The 12,074-nt window shown below is 63.6% G+C and carries 10 protein-coding genes and 1 pseudogene; 4 read left to right on the forward strand and 7 right to left on the reverse strand.

Annotated features, from left to right (window positions below):
- Window positions 1-513 (forward strand): annotated as a pseudogene (locus tag Q7O19_RS11610) (serine hydrolase); the annotation flags it as partial.
- Between the two features lie 29 nt (window positions 514-542).
- Here Q7O19_RS11610 and Q7O19_RS11615 read toward each other — a convergent pair.
- The 6 genes from Q7O19_RS11615 to Q7O19_RS11640 all read right to left on the reverse strand — a co-directional run bounded on the left by Q7O19_RS11615 (window position 543) and on the right by Q7O19_RS11640 (window position 4,910).
- Window positions 543-1,133, reverse strand: a complete 591-nt coding sequence (locus Q7O19_RS11615) for a cytochrome C (protein WP_303810679.1) — start codon at window positions 1,131-1,133, stop codon at window positions 543-545.
- A 20-nt stretch (window positions 1,134-1,153) separates the two neighbouring features.
- Entirely contained in the window at window positions 1,154-1,699 is a 546-nt protein-coding gene (gene mauA / locus Q7O19_RS11620; protein ID WP_303810680.1) for a methylamine dehydrogenase (amicyanin) small subunit, read from the reverse strand.
- Between the two features lie 23 nt (window positions 1,700-1,722).
- Entirely contained in the window at window positions 1,723-2,328 is a 606-nt protein-coding gene (locus Q7O19_RS11625; protein ID WP_022680479.1) for a thioredoxin-like domain-containing protein, read from the reverse strand.
- Window positions 2,329-2,340: 12 nt separating this feature from the next.
- Complete coding sequence (locus Q7O19_RS11630) at window positions 2,341-2,871, reverse strand: MauE/DoxX family redox-associated membrane protein (RefSeq protein ID WP_303810681.1); 531 nt, start codon at window positions 2,869-2,871, stop codon at window positions 2,341-2,343.
- Complete coding sequence (locus tag Q7O19_RS11635) at window positions 2,872-4,065, reverse strand: amine dehydrogenase large subunit (protein ID WP_303810682.1); 1,194 nt, start codon at window positions 4,063-4,065, stop codon at window positions 2,872-2,874.
- A gap of 179 nt (window positions 4,066-4,244) precedes the next feature.
- Window positions 4,245-4,910, reverse strand: coding sequence for a TetR/AcrR family transcriptional regulator (locus Q7O19_RS11640; RefSeq protein WP_303810683.1), 666 nt, complete (start codon window positions 4,908-4,910; stop codon window positions 4,245-4,247).
- 155 nt (window positions 4,911-5,065) lie between these two features.
- On the opposite strand from Q7O19_RS11640, the gene Q7O19_RS11645 reads away from it, so the two are divergent.
- Window positions 5,066-5,530 carry a c-type cytochrome gene (locus tag Q7O19_RS11645; RefSeq protein ID WP_303810684.1) on the forward strand — a complete coding sequence of 155 codons (465 nt, stop codon included), beginning with the start codon at window positions 5,066-5,068 and terminating at the stop codon, window positions 5,528-5,530.
- Here the strand turns inward: Q7O19_RS11645 and Q7O19_RS11650 are convergent.
- Window positions 5,523-7,541, reverse strand: coding sequence for a tetratricopeptide repeat-containing sulfotransferase family protein (locus tag Q7O19_RS11650; RefSeq protein ID WP_303810685.1), 2,019 nt, complete (start codon window positions 7,539-7,541; stop codon window positions 5,523-5,525). The two genes, Q7O19_RS11645 and Q7O19_RS11650, sit on opposite strands and share 8 nt — an antisense overlap.
- Before the next feature lie 242 nt (window positions 7,542-7,783).
- Between Q7O19_RS11650 and Q7O19_RS11655 the strand changes: the two genes are divergently transcribed.
- Window positions 7,784-10,438, forward strand: a complete 2,655-nt coding sequence (locus Q7O19_RS11655; protein ID WP_303810686.1) for a TonB-dependent receptor — start codon at window positions 7,784-7,786, stop codon at window positions 10,436-10,438.
- Between the two features lie 277 nt (window positions 10,439-10,715).
- On the forward strand, window positions 10,716-12,074 hold a 1,359-nt coding region (locus tag Q7O19_RS11660; protein WP_303810687.1), incomplete at its 3' end, for a TonB-dependent siderophore receptor.

Here is a 12,074-nt window from a genome sequence, read left to right on the forward strand (position 1 = left end):
GATGATTGCACGCTGGGCCGGGTGGCGTTCCACGGCGGCGGCTATCCCGGCTATGGCAGCTATATGCTGATCGCACCGGAAAGCGGATGGGGCGCCTTCGTGCTGACCAACCGCACCTATGCCGGGCCAGCCGCCCCCACGTGGGACGCGCTGATCGCCATCCGCGAAGCCGGCCTTGCCCCCAATGATGTGCTGCCACTGTCTCCGGCGCTGGCCGGGCTGGCGGAACCGATGCACAAGGTGCTGACCACGGGCGATGTTGGAAACGCCGGGCTGGCGGTGAATTTCCTGATGGACCGCGACACCGCCCATCGCCGCGCCGATATCGCGGCCATCACCGCCAAGGCCGGCCGCTGCCCGAACCCACCCGGCGTATCGGCGAGGGGCGCGCTGGAAGGCGAATTTTGGTGGAAGTGCGAGCGCGGCATGATCATCGCCTATGCCCTGCTCGCCCCCACGCCCACGCCGCAACTGCAGGCGCTGGAATGGCGCTGGCAGCCGCCGAAGCCGTGAGCTGAACCTTCCCGGGTGGGAAGGGGCGGTCAGGATTTGGGCGGTTTGCCGGCCGCAGCCAGCATCGGCATGGCGCTGGTTCCTTGCGGATACATCAGCCGCAGCGAGGCCGGCGCGCCGCATTTCTGGATCACCTTTTCGACGATCTGCGCGCGGGTCTTGATCAGGCTGACCGAGGTGAAGGCCCGGGTTCGGCCAACCGCAACTTCAGCGGCGGTGAAGGGCTTGGTGCCGGCGGGCGTGGACTTGCCGCCCAGGCCGAACACCATGAAGTTCATCAGCGCGGCGAGCTGTTCATTGTCGTCAATGCGGCTGCGGGCGATGTTGGGCAGCCGCATCAAATAATCGCGGCCTTCAGGCAGGCACATGAACCAGCCGACGCGCCCTTGCAGATTGGGCAGTTCAGCCGGCGCGGCATTGCCCTTGATGCCGTGGCAGCCGCCGCATTGTTCGACATAATCGGATTGCGCCACGTCCATATCGGCCGGGTAGCTGACCGGCAGGCCGGTTTCATCCCCGGGCGCCCGATAATCAACGGCCGGCGGGGCAGCAGCGACCAGCAGCAACAGACCCACCAGTGCGCCGGCTGGCGCCCAGACCAAACGGGTGGGCAGAGCCATGGTTCAGCCCGGCCCGCGCGTCACGAAGCCTTGCCGATGAGAACGGCGGTGGAGCAGTGATACTCCATGCTCTTGGTGCCAAAGCACCAGATCACGTTGTTGTTCAGCTGCGGCATGTACAGCTGGGTTTCGCGATCGGTGTTGTCGCAACCGCACTGGCCGCACGCCGATTTGCCGCAGCAATCGCGATAGGCGATCAGATAGGCCTTGCCGTCATCGGGATTGATGCAGGTACCAACCCACGACACCGGCGACGGTTCGGCGCCGGGCGGGCAGCTGCTCATGCCGCCGCCGCAGCAGGAGCACAGGCTGCCATCAATAGCGCAATAGCGCCAGTAATCGCACTTGGTGTCATCCTTGGTCTGGGCGTTGCGGGCAAAGGCGGTCTTGGCCTCGGGCGACCGATCCTTGGTGGCAGCGTTGGCCCGGCTGACCGGCAGCAACGGGAAGGCCGGCGCAGCCACGATCGTGGCCCCCAGCTTGGTGAGGAAGGAACGGCGCGAACTGTTGCCGGCAAATTTGCGCAGCAGCTTCTCGCCAAGGCCATCGATATCGAAACGCTTCATGCCTTTTCCCCCTAAGCTCCCGCTCATGCGTCCACCTTCGCCGGTGTCGGCAGGCCCGCAATATAATCCTGAACGCTGTGCACGCCCATCTCGTGGCTGATGATCAGGCTTTCGAAATGCTCGCGGCTGTTGACCAGCCCCTTGGCTAGCACGGTGCCCGTGGCATCGAGCAGCACGGCGTGGGGCAGCTTGTCCACCTCGAACAGCCGGCCGACCACGTCGCTGTTGATGAACGGGAAGGCCGCCAGATCATGCTTGGCGACCAGCGCCCTCTGCGCGGCCGGATCATCATCACCAACGAACACCAGGCTCACGCGCTCTGCGGCGGCGAACGACTTGGCGACCGGAATGAGGCTCTTGCACATCGGGCAGGAGGCCGAAACGAACATCAGCAGTTGCAGGCCCTGTGCAGGCCCGCCGATCAGATAGGGGCGCCCTTCCAGCGTCGTCACCGGCGTCACCGGTGCCTTGTCACCAATGGCGGGGCCGCGATTGGCATCAAGCGCACCGGCCGGCGCCACGCGCACATGCAGCACGCCCACCTGACGCGCCAATGCCAGCCCGGCCACGCCAAGGCCGATCAGGACCAGCCACTGCAGCGCTTCGTTGATCAGTCCCAAGGTTGACATCAAAACCCTTCCTCAACCCTGCTTAGGCGCAGACGCAGCCAATGCGCCCACTGCCGAGAACATCAGCAACAACAGATAGAGGGCAACGCCGGCCGCCGCGCCAAGGCCCACATCGGCCATGCCCAGATCATCCCTCCCTGACGCCAGCGCCGGCAACAGCGCCGCGGCCAGCAGGAGGTTGCGCGCCACCTGGCTCCAACCCAGTTGCTGGTGCAGCCCGGCGTGGCCGCAGCCGCAATCGATATGGCGCCGGCCGCGCCCGATGTTGATCGCCATGGCCGCCGCAAAAACCAGCAGCAGCGCGATGGCCACCATTGGTGCAAGCGGGGCAAAGCCGAGCAGCAGCCCGGCTGCAAGCAGCAGTTCCACCCCCGGCAGCAGCGCCGCCGCCGGTGCCACCAGTGCATCGGGCAGCAACCGGTAATTGGCGATCACGCCGGGTAGCAGATCGTGGTGGCGCAGCTTGTCGATGCCGGCGACGGCAAACAGCAGCGCCACGGCGACGCTGGCCGCCACACCGAGAAGAGGCAGCGCCTGTTCCACTCAATCCACGTCCGGCACGACGATCATGCCGCCGCCGCCTCGTCCGATGTCATGCTTGATCTCGTAGGTGGCGACATCCATCACCTGCACCACGCCGCCGTCACCCGACAGGAAGATTAACGGCTTGGCGTCCTGCGTCACCTCGATATTGCCGATCGGCTTTTTCAGCGGCACGCGCTTGACGACCTTGCGGGTCGCCATGTTGACCACCCAGATTTCCTCGCCATCGGCCTTCTGGGTCCAATATTCGCCGCGGTGCATCAGCACATACAGCATGCCGGTGGCGCGGTGCAGCGTCGTCACCGCGCGACCGCCGGGGAACCAGTTGATATCAAGCGGGCGGGTATCGCCGGGGCGCACACCAGCGGCCGCCTGGATCGACCAGGCATCGCCGATGTTAGGCGTCGCGCCCAGCTTCACCGTGCGGATAAGCCCGGTGTAAGTGATCGTCACGATCTCACCCTTGGTGCGGTCATAGGTGAAGGAATCGAACACGCCGTCTTCGGCGGCCTTGAAGAAGGGCTGGCTGTGGCTGACGGTCGAGGTCTTCGGACCCAAAGCCGCCGTGGCGATGGTGCCATCGGAGCACAGCGCCGAAAAGCCGACGCCTGTCACCGGCACGAGACTGGCACAGCCTGGCAGTTCGACGACCCGTCCAACCTTGCGCTTTTCCAGATCGACCACGATTACCGACGACGCCGGGCTCAAATCATAGACAAATCCTGTCTTACCATCATCGCTGATGACGAAGTTATTCTTCTGGGTGCCGATGATCAGCCGGCCCGGCAGCGGAATTTCCGTCACCAGCGCCATGTTCACCGGATCATAGACCGATACCATGTCCTGCCGGGTGCCGCGGTTCACCTTGGTCCAGATGCTTTCCGAAACGTAAATGAAGCGCCGCTTGGGATCGAGGGCGAGATCGGACCAGCGGCCGGTGGAAACCAGGCCGACCATCTTGCCGGTATCGCCGTTCCAGATGCGAGTGCCACCATTTTCCCAGCCGCCGCGCACGAAACCCCAGTGCGGGGACCATTCAGGCAGCTTGTGGGTGAAGGGCTCTTCCGGTTCGACTGAGGCCAGAGCGGCTGCCGAAGCAGCGGGCTGGGCAGCGGCGACCTGCGCAATGCCAAGCGCCGAGATCAGGGCTGCGCCTGCCAACGTGCCGAGCCCGAATGTGGTTCCCCTGATCATGCGTGCCAAAGCCCTTCCCCAAAAGCCCACTCGGCAGCCGCCCCCTTGCCCACTTCAGGCCGGCGACCCCGAACCGGCGACCGGATGCCCGACGCCATGAAAATTTATACTGGACGCATGTCCAGTATTCGTCAAGCCAGCGCGCGGGCCGGCACGATTCCTGAATAACGTAGCGAGTATCAGCCGAGATCGGGCAGGTCTTCGGACTTTATGGTGCGGGCCAGGTGCAGCAGTGAGTGCAAGGCGAGGCGCTGCATCTGCGGCATCTGATGGGCCCAGGGCTTGCCGTGGCCGGCAAAGATGGTGGTGCCTTCCAGCGCGGAACTGACAAAGCGCGCCACCACGTCCAGTTGCGCGGGCGACAGCGCCGGATTTAGCGGTGCGATGGCGGCCGCGATATTGGCGTGGGCATAGCGGTAGAAGGCCGCCACCCGTTCCGCCACCGCCGGATTGTGATTAGACAGCGCCCAGAGTTCGGTGAACACATGCGTGGTGCGCTTGGTGCCAATATCATCGAGAACAAGGGTGATCATCCGGCGCAGCTGTTCGGCCGGATCGAGGTGCGGCTGGCGCACCGTTTCGTCGAGCATACGTTCATAATAATCGAGCAGATCATCGAGCAGGAGCTGGATCAGCAATTCCTTGCGGGCAAAATGATAGGATAGCCGGCCCACCTGCATGCCACAGCGCGTCGCGATCCGGCGCAGCGTGAAGGCGGCCGCGCCTTCTTCCACCAGCACATCGAGCGCGGCATTCAGGATCAGATCCACCGTTTCGGTGCCGCGCCCATAGATCCCCGGACGCACAGGCGCCGCTAGCGCCGGCTTTTTGCCTGTTTTTGTCATTGGCTCCGACTTAACGCAGCCGTCTGCTGGCGTCTAGCGATGCGCGGTTTACCCCATGGAGGCCGGCTTGACGGCGCCTTGATGACTGTCCAGTATTCGCCTCGCATCGTGGCCCACCCCGGGCTACACTATCCTGTTGGCAAGGAAAAATCGGCATGATTTCAAATCGCTGGCATTTGGCTCTTCTTGTTGTGGCAGGGTTGGCAACGCCCGCGGCGGCCGAACCCAAGGCGGCGTTCGTGGCGCGTTGTGCCATGTGCCACCAGGCCGGCGGCGAAGGCCTGACCGGCCAGTTTCCGCGCCTTGTCGGCCGCGCCGCTGCCATCGCCCAAAGCCCGGAAGGGCGGGCCTATATGGCGCGCGTCGTGCTGTGGGGCATGGCCGGCCCGATTACGGTGGAAGGCGCGCCGTTGATGGGCGTGATGCCGGGCATGGCCAGCATGGCAGATGCCGAGATCGCCGAAATCCTGAGCCACGCCGTCACGCTGGGCAAGCCGGCGAAGCCTGCCAAGCCGTTCAAGGCCGCCGAAATTGCCGCCGTGCGCACCGCCGGCCGGGTGAGCATGGCCGACAACAACGCCCTGCGCGCCACGCTCGCCAGCAGTGGCGTGATCAAATAGGCGCAAGATCGGGCGGCACCGCCGGGTATAGCGTTGCCACATTGCCCAGTGTTTCGCTCAGCGGGCCGAGCCAGCCGGCATAGGCCTTCCAATGGTCCACGCCGTCGGTGAAGATCGGCTGGCGCACCTGTTCGGAACTGGCGGTGCGCACGGCCCGATCGTTGCGCCAGAACTCAAGGCAGGTCGGCTCATACGCCAGCCCGACAGCGCTGAGCAGGCGGCGCACCTGGGTTTCGGTGTCGGCCACCATCTCCTCATAGATAACACGGATGGCGGCACCGGGCGTGGCCGCATCGAAATGCGCCATCAGCCGCACATAATCGCGGTAATAACGGCCAACATCGATGAGATCATAGGAAAAGCCCTGCCCCCGGGCAAAATGTTGTTTCCACGCCGAAAAACAGCAGCCCATCGGGTGGCGGCGGGCATCGATGATGGTGGCGTTGGGCAGGATCAGCCGGATCAGGCCGACGTGCTGCCAGTTGTTGGGCATCTTGTCGATGAAACGCGGCTTGCCGGACTTGCGGTGGATGCGGGTACGTTCGAGATACTCCTCGCCCAGCCGCTGGCGATCCGCCGGGGTGAGCGCCGCCATCATCGTACCGAAATCGGCGAACTCCCCTGCCTCCACCCGCGCGGCCAGCCGGCTGGCGATCATCATCATGTCGGGCAGTTCCATCGTGCCTTCCACGCAGGAGTGGCTGGCAAGGATCTGCTCGATGAGGGTGGAACCGGCACGCGGCAGCCCGACGATGAAGATGGGATCAGGCGCGGGGCAGCCGCCATCTCGGCGCACCGCTAGGAATGGCGCGGTGAAGGTTGAAACGGTGGCATCGATTTCGGCGGAGAAGGCATCAGCATCATGCACGATCCCGGCGCGGCGCAGGCGATTGCCCTCAGCGTAATGGCGGAAGGCAGCCTCGGCCTCGCCCAGATCCTCATGCGCCTTGCCCAGCGCGAAGTGCAGGTGGAACAAGTCTTCGGCGCGCGGCTCGGCGGTGCCGGCCAGGGTGGCGAGCGCCGCCTGCAAAGCGGCGATCTCGGCCGCGCCCAGTTTCACCGTCTTCAGATTGGCCAGGCTCCACCAGGCCTCCCCCAGCGTGGGCTGGCGGGTGACGGCCTCGCGATAGGCGCTGACCGCGCCGGCCTGTTCGCCCAGCGTTTTCAGCACATGGCCAAGGTTCTGCCACACCTGCGGCTGGCCGGGATTGCAGGCGAGCAGCCCTTCATACAGGCCGCGCGCCCTGCCCTGCTCGCCCAGATGCACCAGCACGGAGGCGAGGATGAGATCATGGCCGGGATTGTCCACCGGCGAGGTGGCCAGCGTTTCGGCATGGCCCAGTGCATCCGGCAGCCGGTTGGATTGCACTAGCAGGCGGATCAGAAATTCGCGCGCCATGTCATAGCCCGGCGCCTGGGCCAGCACCGCCTCCAATCCGGCGATGGCGCCCGGCATGTCGCCCTGGCGCCAGCGGATTTCGGCAACCAGCCGGCGGGCCGGCGGGTCCGGCAGGGCCACCAGCAGGGCGAGGGCGGCGTCAAGCTTGCCCTGGTGCATGGCCAACGCGGCCTGCACCAGCTCGGGATCCTGCGTCGCGGCGTTCACCCCCTTCAGATCGGCCAGCCAGCCGTTGCGGGCGCGCCCAACCGCACGATATTGGCTGGCAAGCAGGAACCAGCCGCCCGCCACCGCCGGCAATTGCCTAGTGAGCTGTTCAAGCGCGGTGATCGCCGTTTCCGGCTGGCCGGCAGCAGCGGCGGCCAACGCCAGTTCCCAGCGCACGCCCGGCACGGTCGGTGCCAGCGCCGCCAGCGCCGAAAGCCGCGCAACGGCGGCTTCGAGTTGGCCAAGTCGGCGCAGCGCCTGGCCGGCAAGGAAATCGGCGGGCAGCAGATCGGGCGCGCTGGCCAGCAGCGCTTCGGCCGCGGCAAGCGCGGCGACGGGATCAGTTTCCAGCTGTGCCGTGGCGGTGGCCAGCGCCGATTCGGCCGTGGCTGCCCCCGTCCCCATCGGCTGTGATCGCGTGCTGCCCGATTGCATGTCGCTCCCCAAATCTGTCTCCCAACGCTAGTCGCTGAAGGCTGAACAGACAATCGGCGGGCGCACCCCTGCGGATGGGGCGAATGGCGCATAGGAGAGCGGTGCCAATTCATTACGATAAAATTGCAAAAATATAACAAGCATGGCTTGCGTAAAAAGCGTAAATTGGGCGAGATAAAATTTTGGTCGGGTTTTCATAGGGGAACAGCTACATGACACGCATGCAAGATCGTCTCCAGGGCAGTAACCGAGCGGGATTCATCCGGTTGCTAGGCATCAGCACCATTTTGGCCGGCCTTGCCAGCCCGACGCTTGCCGCCGATGATCAGGCCGCCGTTGCCGCCGAAGAGGAAACGGGTTTTGAAGAAATAATCGTTACCGCCACCCGCACGGCGACCAGCATCCAGAAGGTGCCAATCTCCATGCAAGCGCTCAGCGCCGATACGCTGCAGCAGCGCAGCGTGAAGGGCCTGACCGATTTTGCCGCGCTTATCCCGTCCGTCTCGTTCGCCGGCCTTGGGCCGGGCCGTACGGCGGTATATTTCCGCGGCATCGTGCCGGCCGGCGGCGCTTACCCTGCCACCGGCTATTATCTCGACGATATTTCGATCAACGTGGGTGGCCTGCCCGATGTCCACGTGTATGACGTGGAACGCATCGAGGCGCTGTCAGGCCCGCAGGGTACGCTGTTCGGCGCCGGCTCGCTGGCCGGCACCATCCGCGTCATCACCAACAAGCCCAAGCTCGGCGAATTCTCGGGCGGCATGGACCTGGAAACCAACAAGTTCGGCGGTGGCGATTTCGGCGGCCAGGCGCAGGGCTTTATCAATATCCCCGTCACCGAGACGCTGGCGATCCGCGCCATGGGCTATTACCGCAAGGAAGGTGGTTACGTCGACAACGTGGCCAACAACGGCAAGTTTGCCGACGGCAGCCCGGCCATCCTGAACCTGGGCGACAAGAACCCGCTGACCAGGCTCACGCTGAACAACGCCAGCAAGGCGAAGAACAACTACAACAGCATCGATGAAGTCGGCGGCCGCCTGTCGCTGCTGTGGGAACCGGTCGAGGGCTGGTCGATCAACCCGCAGATCACCGCACAGAAGCAGATTTCCCTGGGCTATTTCGGCTTCGATCCCCGTTTGGGCGACCTGAAGGTGCATGATTATGACGACACCCGCCAGAACGACCAATGGTACCAGGCGCAGGCCACCATCCACGGCCATATCGGCGATTTCGACGTGGTCAGCGCCACCGGCTATTTCCGCCGTAACAAAAAGCTGTTGAACGACTATACTTATTACACGGTGGCCTATGACAAATTTGGCCCTGGTTATGAAAACTATCTGCAGTTCTTCGACAAGACGGGCTGCACCGGTTCGGGGGCGTCGCTGCGCTGCTCCACCCTACTGAACCCGACCCAATATTACAGCGGCAATCGCAACGAGAGCATCTTCACCCAGGAACTTCGGTTCAAGACGCCGCAGAGCTGGCCGGTCGACATCACGTTCGGCGGTTTCTACCAGTATCAGAAGAACGAGATCAACGACGACTACGCCACGCGTGGATTGGCCAATGTAGCCGGCTACACCGAATCGGGCGGCGGTGACCGCGCCGATTTCGCCACCTCGTTCGGCGTGCCGGTCAGCCAGGGCGGCAGCATGATCCTGGGCACCCCCGCCGTCAAGCGGGAAGCCTTCTACGCCACCGAACAGGACCGCATCGTGCGCGACTATGCTGCGTTTGCAGAGGGCCATTACAACATCACGCCCGCGCTGAAGATCACCGGCGGCATCCGCTATTTCTGGACAGAACTGAACCAGGTCGGCTTTGCCGGTGTAGCCGCATCGGCGCGGAACGTGCGCAGCACCGTGGCAGCCACTGGCAAGGCGGGCGGCTGCCCAACTCCGCTGTCGGCCACTGAACGCCTGACCTGCCTAAACACCAACTTCTCGCGGCCCGATCATCAATTGATCTATCGGGAACAGGGCCAAACCCACAAGGTCGCGCTGGATTGGCAGGTGGCCCCCGGCAAGATGATCTATGCCAACTATTCCACCGGCTTCCGTCCCGGTGGCCAGGGCCGTCCGCTGCGCATCGGTGGCCAGGTCTATGGCGTGGCGCCCTTCCGCTCGGAAGACCTGACCAACTATGAAATCGGCTTCAAGACGACATGGGGCAGCATCTTCCGCCTCAACGCGGCCGTATACCTCGAAAAGTGGAATGACCTACAATATACGGTGATTGTCGCCGGCGCCCAGGGCGCGGGCATCACCGGTAACGCCGGCAATGCCGAGGTGAAGGGGGTCGAGTTCGATGCCGATCTGCGGCTCGGCAAGTTCACCATGTCGACGTCGGGTGCGTACAATGATGGCAAGCTGAAGGGCAATTTCTGCAACTTTGCCGCCAACGCCACCAACTTGTCCATCGCCCAGCTGACTAAATGTACGCTTGGCGCCTTCGTGCCTGGCAACCCGCCCACGCCGGAAGTCGCGGCCGCCGATGGCACCCGCCTGCCGCGCCAGCCCAAATTCAAGGGCACCACCTCGGTGCGCTATGACACGGTGCTGGGCAAGATGGATGCCTACGTGCAGGGTGCAGCCCTGTATCAGACCGGCGCCACCCAAGATCTGAATACCGAACTGAACAAACTGCTCGGCAACTCGGCGGGCTTTGTCTCGTTCGATTTCTCGGCCGGCGTCAGGAAGGACAAGTGGTCGGTGGATTTGTTCATCCAGAATGCGTTCGATCGCCGCGGCATCCTGACGACGAACACCTTCTGCGCGATCTCGATCTGCTCGGGCTCGTCACGCAGCTTCCCGATCCGGCCGCAATTCTTCGGCGTGAAGTTCGGCCAGCGCTTCTGACGCTTGGCCTCTGACGCGAAACTGCCCCGGCAATCATTGCCGGGGCAGTTTTCATTATGGTCGGGGAGACAGGATTCGAATCTGCAACCCTCTGCTCCAAAAGCAAAATCTGGAGAATTTCTGGCGCTTTCAGGGCGACGCATGAAGATACAATCTCGTTAGAAATCATAGGATAGGTTATTTTAGCTTGTTCATGCAATCTAAGTACTATTGGTAGAAAAAATCGCCTCGTTCGTATTACCGATGGCAATTTTTATCGGCAAAAGGAGCTGCTGCCATGACTAATATCTTCCATCTGCTGGCTACGGTGGCCGTTGCCGCAGTGGCAGGGCCGGTGCTGGCGCAGCAGGCTGCATCTCCGTCGCCGCAGACCGCGGCGCAGGCTGATGAGGCCAGCAGCGACCTGATCATCGTCACCGGCACGCGCGGGGTGGCGCGCACCATTGCCAACAGCCCTGTGCCCATCGATGTAATCGGTGCCCCGGAACTGGAGCGCACCGGCCGGTTCGGCGCCATTTCGGCGCTTAACCTGCTGGTGCCGTCGTTCAATGCGCCGCAGCGCGCCGGCGGCGGCACCGCCACCATCATCCAGACCGGCGGCCTGCGCGGGCTTAATCCGGATCAGACGCTGATCCTCGTCAACGGCAAGCGCCGTCATCGCACCTCACTGATCAACGCGGTGTCGGCGCTCTACAACGGCTCGGTGCCGGTCGATCTTGACATGATCCCGCAATCGGCAATCGGCCGTGTGGAAGTGCTGCGCGATGGCGCGGCGGCACAATATGGTTCCGATGCCATTGCCGGTGTCGTCAACTTCATCCTGAAGGACAAGGAAGGCGGATCGGTCGATTTTTCCGCCGGGCAGAATTATGATCGCAGCGATGGCGAAACCTATATCCTGAACGCCAATTTTGCCACCAAGCTGGGCGACAATGGCATGCTCAACCTGTTCGGTTCGGCGCGGCAGCAGGAAATTTCCAACCGCGCCCAGCCGATTGCCAGCACGGTTCGGCTTTATCCGTTGGTGAGCGGCCAGCCTGATCCCCGCGAAGCGAGCATCGACCGGCTGGTCACTACCAATTTCGGCAATTTCCCGGTGCGCAACTTCAACCTGGGTTACAATCTGGAATATGATTTCGGCGATGTGGAGGCCTACAGCTTTGGCACGTTCGGTCAGCGCCGCTCCGATCTGGTGTTCACCTATCGTACTCCGCGCAACTCGGCGAGCCTGCCGCAAATCTATCCGAACGGCTTCCGGCCGACCCTGATCATCCAGGAAGAGGATTATGAATTCGCCTTCGGCTTGCGCGGGAACGCGTCGGGCTGGGACTGGGACCTGTCCACTGTATATGGCAAGAACCGTGCCCGGCAGCGCGGCGTGGAAACGCTCAATCCGTCACTGGGGCCGACGAGCCCGACTGAGCTTTATGTCGGCGCGCTGCGCTCGACGGAATGGGTGAGCTCGCTGGATGTCACCCGCAGCTTCGATGCGGGTGAAGGCAAGCTGCAGGTGTCGTTCGGTGGCCAGCACCGCCGCGAAACATATGCGGTGCTTGAAGGCGAGCCGGCCAGCTATGCCGCCGGCAATTACACGTTCGTGCTCGATGGCGTGACCGTGCGGCCAGCACCGGGCGGG

Source organism: Sandarakinorhabdus limnophila DSM 17366, from assembly GCF_945882885.1.
Taxonomy (GTDB): domain Bacteria; phylum Pseudomonadota; class Alphaproteobacteria; order Sphingomonadales; family Sphingomonadaceae; genus Sandarakinorhabdus; species Sandarakinorhabdus limnophila_A.